The organism is Capnocytophaga sp. H4358 (assembly GCF_002302515.1).
Classification (GTDB): Bacteria; Bacteroidota; Bacteroidia; order Flavobacteriales; family Flavobacteriaceae; genus Capnocytophaga; species Capnocytophaga canis.
This window is the reverse complement of the sequence record NZ_CP022380.1, coordinates 593,140-609,160: the sequence shown is the minus strand read 5'-3', so window position 1 is coordinate 609,160 and position 16,021 is coordinate 593,140. Positions and strand designations below refer to the sequence as shown.

Below are 16,021 nucleotides of genomic sequence, written 5' to 3'. Positions count from 1 at the left end.
TTTTACAACTTATAATTTTAGAACTTACTGATTTCTACAAAAATTGCGTAATAGCATAAATCAACACTCCTGCTAATCCACCAACAACTGTGCCATTAATTCTGATAAACTGTAAATCCTTGCCAACCTCTAATTCTAGCTTTCGACTGAGTTCTTTACCCTGCCAATTTCCTACAGTTCGGCTTATAAGTATCCCAACCTCATGACGGTTTTTGAGTATGAATTGATATGCTGTTTTTTGTATTTGTCGGTTGATTTTTTGCTGTAATTCTACGTCGGTATGTAGCTGTAAACTAAGTTTTTGAATATATTTATAGAAGTATTGCTTTAATGTAGAGTCGGTAGTAGGTTTTGCTAAGTCGTTATTGATATAATCTTTTAGGTATTTCCACATTTGTAAAGCGTATTTATCGATAGATTTAGAGTTAATTATTTGACTTTTAATGTTTTCTATCTTTGTTGACCATGCGGAAGATGTTTGAATATCTTTGCTAAATGCGTTTAGTTGGCTGTCAACTTCTTTACGTACGGAATGTTCAGGATCTTTGATGATTTCAGCTACGTAATTTGCCAGTCCTTCGGTTATTTTGTCTGCCAAAATGTCATCAACGAATTTGGGGATAAAAAAAGCACTTTTTGAGGAGACTTTTTCTTGGACTAAGGATTTATTTTCCCAAATATAGGTCTCAATTTTTTGTAATATAAAACTCAATAATTTTTGATGCTCTTTCTCCTCCATAATATAATCTAAAGATTTGCTTATCAATGTTTTTAGCTCTATTTCATGGAGTAGTTCCTTGCTTTTTTGAGTGATAAAATCGGTAGCGTTTTCTTCATCAATCCCATTGACTAACTGTACTATTTTTTCAGATATTTCATTAGTTAATGTATTGATATTTTTTTCTTTACTTAGCCACTCGGCAAGGAAAGGAGTGATTTTCACTTCCTCAACATACGGACGTATACCTTCGGGCTTCAAAAAATTGTCTACTACAAATCCACCCAAGTTGTCACCTATGCTTTTTTTGCGATTTTCAATCAAATTTGTATGCGGGATAGGCAAACCTAATGGTTTGTGAAAAAGTGCTGTAACAGCAAACCAATCAGCCAATGCTCCCACCATCGCAGCTTCGGAAAAGGCTTTTATATATCCGATCAGGGAGGTCTCGGGATATCTTTTCTGTAGGAAGACCATCGTTACATAAAGTACTACCATTATCAAAAATAAGGTAGTTGCCATTCTTTTATGATACCGTAATTTACGTTCTTTATCTTTCATATTTTTTTGAATAGTAATTGGTAAATAATGGCTATTAGCTATAAAATTAAAATAGCGATATCTCTAATTTAAATTTACAGTTATTCTTCGGGTTCGTGTAATTTTCCAACTGATTTTCCGACAATCATTGTCACACAGGCATCACCCGTTACATTGGCAACGGTTCTGAGCATATCCAAAGGGCGATCAACAGCTAAAATCAATGCTAAACCACTTTCTGGGATACCAGCCTGTTCTAAAATGATCACCAACATTGCAATACTGGCTCCTGGCACTCCCGCAGTTCCAATACTTGCCAAAGTAGCAGTGGCAACAATCCCTAACTGAGCCGAGAAACTCAAATCCATTCCAAAAGCCTGAGCGATGAATAATGCCGCAATACCTAAATAAAGACTTGTTCCGTCCATATTCACAGTTGCTCCTAACGGAATAACAAAACTTGCGACCTCTTCATCAACTCCTAATTTCTTTTCAACAGTTTCCATTGTCAGGGGTAATGTAGCGGAACTTGAACTTGTCGAAAATGCTAATAGTTGTACTGGAGCTAAATTTTTAAAGAAAAATTTTGGCGTTTTTTTTGTGAAAGTCCATACCAAAAGGCCGTACACACCCATCATAATGGTCAATCCGATTACTACAGCCAAGGCATAAACTAAGAGAGCGGAAAGCATTTCCGCATTTGGCACCTCTACAATAAGGGACGCAATCAAAGCAAACACCCCGAAAGGAGCTACTTTCATTATTAAATCTATGATTTTTAGTATGATGTCATTCAAGCTGTCGAAAAAAGCCTTGACAGGTTTGGTCTTCTCTTCCGGAATCATTATCATGGCAAATCCAAAAAGCATAGCACAGAAAATGATTTGCAACATGTTGCTATTGTTGGTCGCTGATAGAAAAAGATTGTCAGGTATTAGGTTCTCAATAGGATCCAAGGGACGGGCTTCGCGTTGTTTGTTGTGTGCGACTTCAATACTTGTATTCGCCTGAGTTTGGTACTCTCTTGTGAGTTCAGTGCGAGTTTCTTCAGTTAGCATATCTCCAGGCTTGATGATATTTGCAACCATCAACCCGATGGAAACCGCTAAAACAGTGGTTGATAGGTATAAAATAATAGTTCTCATCCCTATAGAGGAAATTTTTGAAATGTCTTTCAAATCAGCAATACCTTTGATCAGAGAAGCTAATATTAATGGTAAAGCTATAATTTTCAATGATTTGATAAACATATTTCCGAAGGGTTTTACAAAATCTAAAACGGCATCTTTTCCCCATGAAAATTGCAACATGAGTAGCCCGAGTAATCCTCCTGCAACCATTCCGATGAAAATTTGCCAATGTAACGCGAGTTTCTTTTTATCTTTCATATACGTATGTTGTTGAAAATAAAGTGATTTGATGTTGTTTTCATTGATATACAAACAAGGCTAAGAAAACCTCAATATATAACAAAGTATTAATAATCGTGCAAGATATGAATTTTTTACAAAACTCAAGTGATTCTGATGAAAAATATAAAATTATTTTTTGTTGTGAGGGTATTGGCTATATCACCTCAAAAAGTTTACCAGGAAACGGACGAACCATTCCTTTCATTTCTAATTGAAATAATAAGGAAGATACTTTGTAAATAGGAAGTTGACAGTCTATAGCTATCGAATCCAATAATTGCTTTCCGTTGTTTTTCAAGTGATTATGTATTTTTTCTTCCTCGGGAGTTAAAGAAACGAATAATTCTTGTTGAATGGTTTTGGCTTTAGGTTTATCCCAATTTAGGTGATATAATAAATCTTGAGCAGAGAGTAAAATTCGAGCTTTTTCATTGCGTATCAGCATATTGCATCCCAAGCTATAAGGGTCGGAAGCTCTTCCAGGAACGGCAAAGACCTCGCGGTTATATGAAAAAGCAATGTCTGCAGTAACTAAACTTCCACCTTTGATTCAGGAGTATCCCATAATCTGTGTAAGTTGAAAAGTTATTCTGAAATTTTTTGAGCCCTTAAAAGCTCAAAAAAAATTTCGGAAATAACTTTTTAACTATTTTTGACCCATAATTTAAACAGATATGATTAACAAGGAAGAATTGCTCAACAGCAAAGAATTTTACAAGTCATTTAAGACTGCTGAGGACTTGACAGGTTTCTTTAAAGAGCTCCACAAAAAAGCGGTGGAACATATGCTCAATGCCGAACTCGACGTTCACTTGGACAACGAAAAACACGACAAAACTAAAGATGGAAATTATCGTAACGGACACACTTCCAAGAAGATAAAAACTTCCTTTGGCGAAGAACAAATCCAAGTTCCTAGGGATAGAGACGGTAGTTTTAACCCAATGTTAGTCCCTAAACGCAAGAACGTTATCGATGGTTTGGAAAACATCATCGTATCGTTCTATGCCAAAGGAATGAGCGTGAGCGACATCGAAGAACAAATCCAAGAAATGTACGGCTTTGAAGTATCAACTTCCACAATATCAAGGATTACCAATGCGGTTACCAATGAAATGGTCGCTTGGCAGAACCGCCCGTTGGACGAGCTGTATCTGATTGTTTGGATGGACGGCATCGTTTTTAAAGTTCGTGAGAACTCAAAAGTTGTCAACAAAACCATTTACCTTGCTGTGGGCTTGAATCGAGAGGGAAAAAAGGAAGTTTTAGGAATGTGGCTCGGAAAGAATGAAAGTTCCGCCTTTTGGATGAGCGTTCTCACTGATTTAAAGGCTCGTGGAGTGGAAGATATTCTCATTACTGCCACCGATAATTTAAACGGATTTACGCAAACCATTCGCACGGTTTTTCCCCAATCACAAACGCAAATATGTGTGGTTCATCAGATTAGGAATGCTTGTAAGTATGTGGTTTACAAAGACAGAAAAGAATTTACAGCCGATATGAAACACATCTATACTGCCCCTAACAAGGAAGCTGCCAAGGTTGCTTTGGAAGATTTTGCCCAAAAATGGGAGTCAAAATACGGCTATGCTATCAAATCTTGGTATGACAATTGGGACGAATTGACCGTATTTTTCGATTTTCCGTTAGAGATAAGAAAAATTATTTACACAACCAATCTTATTGAGAATCTGAATGGTAAGATTCGGAAATACACCAAAAACAAGCTGTCTTTCCCAACAGACGAAGCTGTGCAAAAGTCCGTTTTCTTGGCTTTGAGAGAAGCTACCAAAAAGTGGAGTATGCCTATCCAAAATTGGGGGATTGTCTTGAACCAATTTATGCTTATATTTGCACAAAGACTCAAACTATAAAAACTTAACCCCAACTTTTTAACTTACACACTTAGAGGGATAGTGTCTTTGATTCCCGATTCAATTACGATAGTAGCCTCTGATAAACCTGCAATAATCCGATTACGGCTTAGAAAATTCTTTCGATCGAATTTACTATCAATACCAAAATCAGTAATGAATCCGCCATTAGCTTCCATTTCTGCCATATATTTAGCATGTTGATTAGGGTAGATAGTATTCAATCCATGAGCTAAGCAAGCGATTGTCTGTAAATTGTGCTTCATAGCCGTTTTATGAGCCAGAATGTCTACGCCATAGGCGTATCCACTAACAATAACTATGTCTAAATCAGATAGTTCTTCAATTAGTTTTTCACAAAAAGCAATTCCATACGGAGTTATATTCCGAGTTCCAACAATGCTTAAAATACGTTTATTAGCCAGATTTATGTTTCCACGTTGGTAGAATATAATCGGGCTATCAACGCATTGTTTCAATAGAGTAGGGTAGTCAGTGTCGTTGTAGTGACAAACTTTGATGTTATTTTTCAGGATAAATTCAAGCTCAGTTTCTGCCTGACGTAGATAGTCAGCAGAGGAGGAAAAATTTTGTAAGAGTTTTTCTCCAATACCGCTAACACGCTCCAAATGATGTTTTTTGATTGAAAATATAGCTTTGGCACTTCCAAAGTGAGCAAGTAGTTTTTTAGCTGTAATGTCGCCTACCATCGGAATTTTTTTCAAAGCTATCGTGTATAATAATTCTTCTTCCTGCATGTTTTTGTTTTTTTAAGCTGTAAGCTATACGCTATATGCTATATGCTATATGCTAACCCCTGATATTATTAACGACTGACCTAAACATACGTTAAATTCAATTTAAATCGCAGTTTTATCAATTCTTGAGCGTTGGAAATCGTTTTGAAACAGCGTTTTAGTTTTGTCTTTTCTTCTTTATTTAAATTTTTGATATTCAGGTATCTACCGCTGTCATCATTTTTTAATCCACTTTTTATACGGAATTTAAGTAAGGCTTTGGCAGCATAGGCACAGGCTAGGAATATTTCTTTATTTTGAGGTTCAAGTTCGGCTAATTTTTCAAAACGTTCAGCAGTGTTAGTTATATTTTTGATTTTGTGTGACAAAGCTAACAATCGTGCAATGTCGCTAATGGTAGTTAAAGCTCTGGCCTTCAGATCGAATTGATCCTTGTATTTTCCATCGTGTTCTACGATAAAATTTCTAAAAAATCCTAATGGAGAAGGGTTTTCCAAAGCACTTTTTGCTAACAATGCCATAAATCGTTCATTGGTTTGTGTAAATTCGAACACTTTATCACTTAATTTATTCACTAATGTAGCCTCTCCAAAGCTAAACGACATATCATAAAAAATTGAAAACATTAGTAAATCAGCATCGTTCGCATTTGATACCCATGATTTGAATTGTTCTTCCCATTTTGATAAACTCAAACACCAGTTCGGATTTTTTGCCATCATATTTGCAGGACAATAGTCATAACCAATCTTGTTTAACATAGTATTTATCTTATTTGCTAATTGCAAAAAATAGGTTTGAGTCTGTTCATAGTGTTCCTCAGTAACATCTTCAAAGACAATGGCATTGTCCTGATCGGTGATCAGAAACTGCTCTTTTCGTGCTAAACTCCCTAAACTAACCCATGCAAAACGTACGGGTGGAGGTGTCGGCATACGTTTGATACACAATTCAATAGCTTTTGAAGTAATTGCCTCGAACAACTGATGAAACAAATCGGTGATCAATCCCAAAGGTATGTTTTGGATTACGTATCCCTTTAATAAATTAATGGATTGTTGGCGGATACTTTTCAGGTGCTTTGACTTTTTGGAGCGTTTCACCGCTTTCATCAACTCAGGGATGCTATCTCCTTTAACAGTTTCGATGTCGTGCTGAGTCATGATACCAATCGTAGGAGTATTATTTGTACCGTCTTCGGTGATAATCAGATGATTAATGTTATTTTTTATCATCTCGAATTGAGCTTTTGCGATAGTCATCTGTTTGGGATAGGTACGCACTGGACTGCTCATTACCTGTGAAACTTGCATGTCCAATGAAAAATAACTGGTAGCAATTTGCTTTCGCAAATCTTTGTCCGTAACAATTCCCAAGGGTTTTTTGTCAGCATCCACAATTACGATGCTACTCACCCTTTTTTCGGTCATCAAGGTTGCTATTTGTTGTATAGATTCTTCGGGACTGGCTTTGACCACTTTTTTGACGTAAACAGCTGGTTGAAGTTCAAAAAAATCCTTTTGAAGCATGTTTCTATCAAAATTCTGATATAAATACTTCGTATGATCTATCGAATATGGGTTCCGAGTTTTTGAAGCGAATATTTCGATCAGATACAATCCGATTTTAGTATCTTTCTCAATCAGAGGTCTGAAATCCTTGGATGGGATGCCATAAATAATAGATTCTTCTTGAGCAATAGCGCTCATTTGATAAGGTGTGTTCGTAATTATGGGACGTACCCCAAAAACATCACCTTCATCACAGATATCGACCATCTCAAAATTGTCATTCACTGTTTGTCGCATTTCAATGGCACCTTCTTTTACGATATAAAAATAATCGTGTGGATGGTCTTGCTCATTGAATACTATTTTCCCTTTTTCCAAATAAATAATGGTAACCTCTTTGGATAAATTAAGTAAGTTTTCTTGATCAATAATATCAAAGGGAGGGAATTTTTTTAGAAAATCATTAACTCTATTGGCGATTGTATTTTTCATTCGGAGAGATCATGTCAGGTTTTCGCTGAGTTTTTTTTATTTCAAAACTTTGTCAAAATATAGGCTATTTGACAAAGTTTTGATTTTTTTATTCTAATCTTGTAGCCAAACATTCAAAGTGTAACTGTCTTGTTTTCATTTAGAAAGAATCCATTACGGTTTCATGCTTCGTGTATGTGTGAGATTAAAAACTATTTTATCTTTACTCGTAAGATGAAGGAATCAGACTTTTAAGATTTCAGATTCTTTAACGGCTAAAACTTCATCTACTTTTTTGATATATTTATCCGTTAGTTTTTGTACCCTTTCCTCAGCATCTTTTTTGATATCTTCTGAAGTCTCTACTTTTTTGATTTCTTTGTTAGCTTCCTGACGGGCGTTGCGTACACTAATTTTAGCATCTTCGCTTTCTCCTTTAGCTTGTTTTACCAAATCTTTACGGCGTTCCTCGGTTAAAGGAGGTACGCTAATGATTACATAATCACCGTTATTCATAGGGTTAAAACCTAAGTTAGCAACCAAAATTGCCTTTTCAATAGGCTGAATCATACTTTTTTCCCACGGTTGGATAGTAATCGTACGAGAATCGGGTGTGCTTACGTTAGCTACTTGGCTTAGAGGAGTTTGTGAACCGTAGTAATCTACAAAAACGCTCCCTAACATTTGTGGACTTGCTTTTCCTGCACGAATATTTACTAAAGCTTTTTCTAAATGAGCTAAGGCATTTTGCATTGCTTCTTCAGTACTTTCTAGAATAATGTTAATTTCTTCGTTCATATTTATAATATAAAAAATTGTTTGTTTTTTTAAGTGTTTTATTTTCTATCAATTCCGATTTTTATGGCTCTGACAAAGAGAAGTTACTTCACATCAACTGTGGTACCCACATTTTCGCCAGTTACAACCTTCATCAAATTTCCTTTTTTGTTCATGTCGAAAACAATAATCGGTAGATTGTTTTCTTGGCTCAGTGTGAAAGCAGTCATATCCATCACCTTCAGACCTTTATCCATCACATCATCGAATGTAATACGTTCAAATTTGGTTGCGGTTGAATCTTTCTCTGGGTCGGCAGTGTAAATTCCGTCCACCCGAGTACCTTTCAAAATCACATCAGCATTGATTTCAATAGCACGAAGTACTGCTGCTGAGTCGGTTGTGAAATAAGGATTTCCTGTACCCGCACCAAAAATTACGACACGTCCTTTTTCCAAGTGGCGAACCGCACGGCGTTTGATAAAAGGTTCCGCAATAGCTTCCATTTTAATAGCCGTTTGCAAACGCGTATAAATACCCTCATCTTCCAAAGCACTCTGCAATGCCAACGAATTGATTACTGTTGCAAGCATTCCCATATAATCTCCTTGAACTCTGTCCATTCCATTACTTGCTCCAGCAACACCTCTAAAAATGTTTCCGCCACCTATCACAATAGCAACTTCAACGCCTTCTTTCACAACTTGCTTGATTTCAGAAGCATACTCTTTTAAACGGGCAGGGTCAATGCCATACTGACGGCTTCCCATCAGAGCTTCGCCACTTAATTTCAATAATATTCTTTTGTATTTCATAAAATATATATTTTTCAAAATAATAGTGATTAATTTGCTCCCAGTTTTCAATTGCCCATTGAATAACGCAAAACAAACCTGCAGGAAACAAATAAAACGATTTTTATTCACTTACGTTGCCTACCGTTGTTGGAAAATTTGGTGTATACACCTGTATTTTAAATGTTTATGTAGATCGAAAATCGAAAATAATCTTGTAAGAACTACTTCGTATATCGACGATACATTAAATAATCCACAAATATATACATTTTATAAATAAAATAAAAAAACCTGTTTTATTTTTTTGTATCAATTTTTTATATTACTTTTGAAACCTGAATCATGCAGTAAATGTTTATTTATGAAATATAGCTTTTGGTTTTTATATCTATCGCTTACGTTGGTAACAGCCTGTGGAGGTGGTGGAGCTAATTTAACAGAAGAGGAAAAAGAAAAAATAAAACAAGCTAAGTTGGATTCCATTGCCGATCTTAGACTTGCTGAGATTGATATGAATGAGGTTGATACATATCCTATTTTTAAAGGATTATGCTCAGAATCAGCGTCTAAGGAGGAACAAAAACAGTGCTTTGTACAACATTTTTCTAAGTTTTTGCAAGAACGATTGGAAAACGAAAAAATAGAGGTTACCGAACCTATTTTGGATACTATATTTGTAAATATTAAAATTGATAACAACGGAAAGGCTGTGCTGGAAAATACTGAAGCCAAAGCGAAAACGAAAGAGTTATTGCCTACTCTTGATGAAGATTTAGCAGATAACTTAGATGAGATTGCAACTATAAATCCTATTCAACCCGCTACAAAACACGGAGTTAGTATTAGTGTACAGTTTCGAGTTCCAATTGTGATGAATGTAAAGTAGGAGATGATTCTTTACATAAGAATTCTAAATCTTACAGGGATTTTTTGAACCAGTTCTTTTTTCTTTTGAGCAATTGCACTTTGATAATTTCTTCTTCAAGTAATAAAAGGTGCAGTTTAAAGTCTGTGTGAAATAAACAATAGAAATTTGTGGAAAAAATCATTTTAGGAATAGATCCTGGCACAACCATTATGGGTTTTGGTATTATCAAAGTTGAAAATCAGCAGATGGAGTTGTTGCAGGTCAATGAGTTACATCTTCAAAAATATGATAATCACTATATCAAACTTCGTGTAATTTTCGACAGAACCATAGAACTTATCGACACGTATCATCCTGATGAATTAGCAATTGAAGCCCCTTTCTTTGGTAAAAATGTCCAATCAATGCTCAAATTAGGTCGAGCTCAAGGAGTAGCAATGGCAGCTGGGCTTTCTCGGCAACTACCTATAACCGAGTATGAACCTAAAAAAGTTAAAATGGCAATCACAGGAAACGGAAATGCTTCTAAGGAACAAGTTGCAAAAATGTTGCAACAGCTACTGAAAATAAAAGAATTACCCAAATATTTTGATGCTACTGACGGACTCGCTGTCGCTGTATGTCACTTTTTTAATAACGGTAAAGTAACTACCCAAAAATCATACAATAGTTGGGCAGCTTTTGTAAAACAAAATGAGAACCGCATCCGATAAAAATAGCAATTTTGCATAGCATTTACATACATATTCCCTTTTGCAAACAGGCATGCCATTACTGTGATTTTCATTTTTCCACGACTCTGAAACGCAGAAGTGAGATGGTAGACTCTTTGTGTAAGGAGTTGATAATTAGAAAAAAAGAAGCTGAAAATTCCGTTATTCAGACCATTTACTTTGGTGGTGGAACTCCCAGTATTCTCTCCGATCAAGAGTTGGAACGTATTCTACAAACCGTTTTTGAAAATTATTGTGTTAGTGATGATGCAGAGATTACCATAGAAGCGAATCCCGACGATTTTTTTAAAGATGGAAAGACCCCCGAACAGCGTTTATGTGTATTTAAATCTCTTAAAATTAATCGATTGAGCGTTGGTGTGCAGTCGTTTTTTGAGGAAGATTTACGCATGATGAACCGAGCTCACTCTACAGAGCAAGTTCACAGATTGCTTTCGGAAGCACCGAATTTTTTTGATAATATTACTCTTGATTTGATTTATGGAATTCCTAATATGAGTGATGAGCGTTGGCTACAAAATCTCGAAAAGGCTTTGTCTTACAATGTTCCACACATATCAGCCTACGCACTGACAGTAGAACCACAAACGGCATTGCATAAATTTATCGCAATAGGGAAAATAACCCAAGTTGATGATAATCAGTCGTTATCCCATTTTCAAAAGATGATTGAAGTTTTGATAAAGGCAGGTTTTGTGCACTACGAATTTTCAAATTTTGGCAAAGAAGGATATTTTAGTAGAAACAATACGGCTTATTGGTTTGGGAAAAAATATATGGGAATTGGGCCATCGGCACATAGTTTTAATGGAAGTGAACGCAGTTGGAACATCGCTCACAATATTAAATACATACAGGCGATTGCAAAGGGTGAACTTCCTGCTGAAAAAGAGGTGCTTTCGCAAAACGACCGATATAATGAATTGATAATCACTCGTATACGTACAATGATTGGTATTTCAATCACTGAAGTGAAGCAAGAGTTTGGGAAAAAATATTATACCTATTTATTGCAACAAGCCCAAAGACATTTTGCTGAGGCTACCTTATGTTTGGAAGGTGATTATCTTCGGGTCACTCCAAAAGGAAAATTTCTATCCGATGGTATAGCATCTGATTTATTTATGGTAGAGTAGTTTTGGCTTTTAAACGATGTCTAAAAATTAAATTTAAGAGGATAAGGTTGTTTTACTCGCGTATAAATGGTTGATTTTTAATCTTTTTCTTCAGTAAAAAATATGAGTGTTAAGATGTTTTACTACTTTTGGTGAAGTTGCAAATTTTCTCGTTGTTTATTTTCGGAAGCAATTACCCTTATTTTTTGTTTAGGAAAGATAATCAATTAGTTATAAGTTAAAAATAAAACGTATTTTTTTTTGGATTTGGTCTAAAATTTTGTTTGTTCATTGAGTAGGAAAAACAATTCGAAATAATAGGAAAATCAAAAAAAAAGAACGAAATTTGTAGCAACTAACAAATCTAACAACACGTATGCGTAAAATTTATTTTTTATTGTCACTGGGAGTGCTTGTAAGTTGCAACAACGCTCCTAAAAAACAGGTTGTCAATGAAGTACATCCTGAAGAAACAAAATCTGAATTATTAAAAACAGCTGAAACGTTCTTCAAATCCGTTAGCTCTGTTCCTAAACCAGAAATTTCGGAAGAAAAAATCGCTTTAGGTAAGAAGCTGTATTTCGATACACGCTTATCAAAGGAAGGGAACATCAGTTGTAATTCTTGCCACAATTTAGAAACTTTTGGTGTGGATAACTTGGCATTTTCACCAGGGGATACCAAAGAGCTTGGAGGTAGAAACTCGCCTACAGTATTTCACGCCAGTCTACACGCGATGCAGTTTTGGGATGGAAGGGCAAAAGATGTGGAGGAACAAGCTGAAGGGCCTATTCTAAACCCTGTGGAGCACAATATCCCTAATGCAGAATTTTTAGAAAATAGATTGCGAAAGGTAGCCGAATACCAGACGTTGTTTAAAAAAGTGTATCCTGACCAAGAACAACCAATCACGTTTAAAAATATAGCTAATGCTATTGGGGCATTTGAGCGTACGCTAAATCCTGTATCACGATTCGATAAGTTCTTGGATGGCGACGAACATGCTTTAACTCAGCAAGAGAAAGACGGGCTTCAAGCTTTTGTAGATAATAGTTGTATTACGTGTCATTCAGGGGTAGCCATTGGAGGACAAATGTTCCAAAAATTCGGATTGTTTGGGGATTACTGGGAGCATACCAAAAGTAAAAAAGTTGATGCGGGATTGTTTGACTTGAATAAAAACGAAGGAGAAAAATACTTCTTTAAAGTTCCAGGATTGCGAAACATAGAAAAAACAGCTCCGTATTTCCACGATGGATCGGTAGAAAAATTAGAAGATGCTGTAAGGATAATGGCAAAACTGCAATCAGATAAAGAGCTGACAGATAAGCAAGTGGATGATATAGTAGCTTTTTTGAAAACTCTTACGGCCGATATTGACGATACGCAGAAAAGATTGTAACAAATAAGGAAATCCGATAGACTTCAGTTAACAAATAGTAGAATCGTTTAACCCCCATTTGAATTATTTTGAGATGATTTTGAAAGGTTTGGTGATAACAGACCGATAATCAATAAAATAATTCAAGTGGGGGTTAGGTTATTACTATGCTTCTATTCGTACAAAGATTTAATTTATAAAGTTTTAGCCCGTTTTTTTTTAGCTCTACATACTCTAGGAGTAGTGTCTGAAAAAATGAATATCTTGACTACCTAACCAATTTTTTATACTTAATACGTGTTGGGGTAACTTCTTTTCCAAGGCGTTTACGTTTGTTTTCCTCATATTCAGAGAAACTTCCTTCAAAGAAATATACCTGTGAATCGCCTTCGAAAGCTAAGATATGCGTACAAATTCTATCTAAGAACCAACGGTCGTGCGAGATGACTACTGCACAACCTGCGAAGTTTTCCAAACCTTCCTCCAAAGCACGTAATGTATTAACATCTAAGTCATTAGTAGGCTCATCAAGTAAAAGTACGTTTCCTTCTTCTTTTAAGGTCATTGCCAAATGCAAACGGTTGCGTTCTCCACCTGAAAGCGTAGCTACTTTTTTGTTTTGCTCACTTCCACTGAAATTAAATCGACTGAGGTAGGCACGGGAGTTAACTTGCCGTCCGCCCATCATAATAAGGTCTTGTCCATCAGAAAAATTTTCCCAAATGGATTTTTCAGGGTCAATATTCTTATGGGATTGGTCAACATAAGCAATTTTTACTGTATCACCCACTATAAATTCTCCTGAATCAGGAGTTTCTTCACCCATAATCATTCTGAAAATTGTGGATTTTCCTGCTCCGTTAGGACCAATTACTCCAACAATCCCAGCTTGTGGAAGCACAAAATTAAGGTTATCATACAAAAGTTTATCCCCGAAGGCTTTAGCAACTCCTTTTGCTTCAATGACATTAGTGCCTAAACGAGGTCCGTTCGGAATGTAGATTTCGAGTTTTTCTTCTAGTTGCTTTTGGTCCTCGTTGAGTAATCGGTCATAATTTTGCAAACGGGCTTTCTGCTTGGCTTGTCGTCCTTTAGCTCCTTGTCGTACCCATTCCAACTCACGTTCCAATACTTTTTGGCGTTTGGATTCTGTTTTTTGCTCTTGTGCCAAACGTTTTGCTTTTTGGTCAAGCCATGATGAATAGTTTCCTTTCCACGGAATGCCTTCACCTCGGTCAAGTTCCAAGATCCAACCTGCTACATTGTCCAAGAAATAACGGTCGTGCGTTACGGCGATGACCGTTCCTGCATATTGTTGTAGGTGTTGTTCTAGCCAAAGTACCGATTCGGCATCAAGGTGGTTAGTAGGCTCGTCAAGTAACAGAACATCAGGTTGTTGTAACAATAAACGACATAACGCCACACGACGACGTTCTCCTCCCGAAAGCACTTTTATAGGAGTGTCAGGGTCAGGCGTACGAAGGGCATCCATTGCCACTTCTAATTTGTTATCGATTTCCCAACCACCACAAGCGTCGATTTTATCTTGTAGTTCAGCTTGTTTGTCCATCAATTTTTGCATTTTGTCAGGGTCGGAGTAAACCTCTTCCAAGCCAAACATATCATTGATTTTGTTAAACTCGTCCAAAATGGCAATTACATCGGCAGCTCCCTCGCGAACCACTTCAATCACGGTTTTGTTTTCATCTAATTGTGGTTCTTGTTCCAAATATCCAACCGTGTAACCTGGGGCAAACACTACTTCGCCTTGATGGTTTTTATCAACACCTGCTATAATCTTTAAAAGAGATGATTTTCCCGAACCATTCAATCCTAAAATACCGATTTTAGCTCCGTAAAAAAAACTTAAATAGATGTCTTTAAGCACCTGTTTATTAGTCGAAGCGTACGTTTTGCTTACCTTCGACATTGAAAAAATTACTTTCTTATCGTCTGACATTTTATGTTATTTTAAACTTAGAATATGATACTATATTAAGGTTATTTGTTGCAAAGGTAGTATATTTTTTCGTTGAAGCAAATAGAACTACTCAGGTAGAATATTATTCTCAAAAAAATTTGAATATTACCGATGAGAATCGTATTTTTGTCATCTATATTTTAAAAATTTATGTATCTATGAAATGGGAAGGCAGACGGCAAAGTGGGAATGTCGAAGACCGTAGAGGCTCAGGAGCAGGTAAAAAGGTCATCGCAGGAGGAGGTATTTTAGGTATCATTATTCTGCTTCTGCAGGTTTTTGGAGGCGAAACAGGACAAACAATAGCCCCTATGTTAGAACAATTTAACCAAAGCCAACAAGTGCAACAAGCAGATGCAAATGTGGAACTTACGCCAGAACAAAAACAAATTGGAGCTTTTGCGGCAACGGTTTTGGCAGATACGGAAGATGTTTGGGATAAGATATTTAAAGAAAATAGTTTAGGTGAATATCAAAAACCAACTTTGGTGTTGTTTACCGATGTTGTTGAGTCTGCTTGTGGAAGAGCAACGGCTTCTGTAGGGCCTTTTTACTGTCCTGCGGATTACAAGATTTATATGGATATGAGTTTTTTTGAGGAGTTACGTACACGATTTGGAGCGAAAGGAGGCGATTTTGCTATCGCCTACGTAATGGCTCATGAGGTAGGGCACCATATACAAACTTTGCTTGGTACGTCTAAAAAAGTACGACAAGCACAGCAAGGGAAAAGCCAAGCTTATGCTAATAAACTGTCTGTAGCTCAAGAACTTCAAGCTGATTTTTACGCAGGAGTATGGGCTCATCACAATCGGAAATATTTAGAGGAAGGCGATATTGAAGAGGCGATGAGTGCTGCCCATGCCGTAGGAGATGATGCTATTCAGAAACGTGTTCGTGGGCATGTGGAGCCTGATTCTTTTACACATGGCACCTCTGAACAGCGTGTGAAATGGTTTATGAAGGGATACAATACGGGAGATATCCGTCAAGGAAACACCTTTGATGAAATAAATTAGTTTTTTGTATTTACTTACCAAAAGGATTTTGTTTTGTCAAAATTAGGTGAGTAATCTTTAAA

At 36.4% G+C, this 16,021-nt stretch carries 12 protein-coding genes and 2 pseudogenes; 6 read left to right on the top strand and 8 right to left on the bottom strand.

Annotation, left to right across the window (positions count from 1 at the left end):
- Nucleotides 1-34: 34 nt before the first annotated feature.
- From CGC49_RS02585 to CGC49_RS02575, 3 genes and pseudogenes are all read right to left on the bottom strand, one after another.
- Nucleotides 35-1,279 (bottom strand): DUF445 domain-containing protein, encoded by a 1,245-nt coding sequence (locus tag CGC49_RS02585; protein WP_042342851.1) that lies wholly within the window; start codon nucleotides 1,277-1,279, stop codon nucleotides 35-37.
- An 80-nt stretch (nucleotides 1,280-1,359) separates the two neighbouring features.
- Nucleotides 1,360-2,646 carry a dicarboxylate/amino acid:cation symporter gene (locus CGC49_RS02580; protein WP_042008698.1) on the bottom strand — a complete coding sequence of 429 codons (1,287 nt, stop codon included), beginning with the start codon at nucleotides 2,644-2,646 and terminating at the stop codon, nucleotides 1,360-1,362.
- A gap of 178 nt (nucleotides 2,647-2,824) precedes the next feature.
- Nucleotides 2,825-3,220: pseudogene (locus CGC49_RS02575) on the bottom strand (DNA-processing protein DprA); the annotation flags it as partial.
- A gap of 124 nt (nucleotides 3,221-3,344) precedes the next feature.
- Here CGC49_RS02575 and CGC49_RS02570 point away from each other — a divergent pair.
- Nucleotides 3,345-4,547 (top strand): IS256 family transposase, encoded by a 1,203-nt coding sequence (locus CGC49_RS02570; protein ID WP_095893597.1) that lies wholly within the window; start codon nucleotides 3,345-3,347, stop codon nucleotides 4,545-4,547.
- 47 nt (nucleotides 4,548-4,594) lie between these two features.
- Here CGC49_RS02570 and CGC49_RS02565 read toward each other — a convergent pair.
- The 4 genes and pseudogenes from CGC49_RS02565 to pyrH all read right to left on the bottom strand — a co-directional run.
- Nucleotides 4,595-5,305, bottom strand: a pseudogene (locus CGC49_RS02565) (DNA-processing protein DprA); the annotation flags it as partial.
- Between the two features lie 80 nt (nucleotides 5,306-5,385).
- Complete coding sequence (locus tag CGC49_RS02560) at nucleotides 5,386-7,308, bottom strand: DUF294 nucleotidyltransferase-like domain-containing protein (protein ID WP_042342857.1); 1,923 nt, start codon at nucleotides 7,306-7,308, stop codon at nucleotides 5,386-5,388.
- 222 nt (nucleotides 7,309-7,530) lie between these two features.
- The gene (frr, locus tag CGC49_RS02555) at nucleotides 7,531-8,085 is read right to left on the bottom strand and encodes a ribosome recycling factor (protein WP_042008706.1); all 555 of its coding nucleotides are present in this window, start codon (nucleotides 8,083-8,085) and stop codon (nucleotides 7,531-7,533) included.
- Nucleotides 8,086-8,168: 83 nt separating this feature from the next.
- A complete protein-coding gene (gene pyrH, locus CGC49_RS02550) occupies nucleotides 8,169-8,879 on the bottom strand; it encodes a UMP kinase (protein WP_042008709.1) in 711 nt (236 codons plus the stop codon).
- 343 nt (nucleotides 8,880-9,222) lie between these two features.
- On the opposite strand from pyrH, the gene CGC49_RS02545 reads away from it, so the two are divergent.
- The 4 genes from CGC49_RS02545 (at nucleotide 9,223) to CGC49_RS02530 (ending at nucleotide 12,980) form a co-directional block, all read left to right on the top strand.
- Nucleotides 9,223-9,747, top strand: coding sequence for a hypothetical protein (locus tag CGC49_RS02545; RefSeq protein ID WP_042008711.1), 525 nt, complete (start codon nucleotides 9,223-9,225; stop codon nucleotides 9,745-9,747).
- 149 nt (nucleotides 9,748-9,896) lie between these two features.
- Entirely contained in the window at nucleotides 9,897-10,442 is a 546-nt protein-coding gene (ruvC, locus tag CGC49_RS02540; protein WP_082021472.1) for a crossover junction endodeoxyribonuclease RuvC, read from the top strand.
- A gap of 11 nt (nucleotides 10,443-10,453) precedes the next feature.
- Nucleotides 10,454-11,599: a radical SAM family heme chaperone HemW gene (hemW, locus tag CGC49_RS02535; RefSeq protein WP_095911776.1), complete on the top strand. Its 1,146-nt coding sequence runs from the start codon at nucleotides 10,454-10,456 to the stop codon at nucleotides 11,597-11,599.
- A gap of 355 nt (nucleotides 11,600-11,954) precedes the next feature.
- A complete protein-coding gene (locus tag CGC49_RS02530; RefSeq protein ID WP_095893347.1) occupies nucleotides 11,955-12,980 on the top strand; it encodes a cytochrome-c peroxidase in 1,026 nt (341 codons plus the stop codon).
- 247 nt (nucleotides 12,981-13,227) lie between these two features.
- Here CGC49_RS02530 and ettA read toward each other — a convergent pair whose 3' ends face one another.
- Nucleotides 13,228-14,919: an energy-dependent translational throttle protein EttA gene (gene ettA, locus CGC49_RS02525; protein WP_042008721.1), complete on the bottom strand. Its 1,692-nt coding sequence runs from the start codon at nucleotides 14,917-14,919 to the stop codon at nucleotides 13,228-13,230.
- A 179-nt stretch (nucleotides 14,920-15,098) separates the two neighbouring features.
- Between ettA and CGC49_RS02520 the strand changes: the two genes are divergently transcribed.
- Nucleotides 15,099-15,959 (top strand): neutral zinc metallopeptidase, encoded by an 861-nt coding sequence (locus CGC49_RS02520; protein ID WP_042008726.1) that lies wholly within the window; start codon nucleotides 15,099-15,101, stop codon nucleotides 15,957-15,959.
- Nucleotides 15,960-16,021 lie beyond the last annotated feature (62 nt).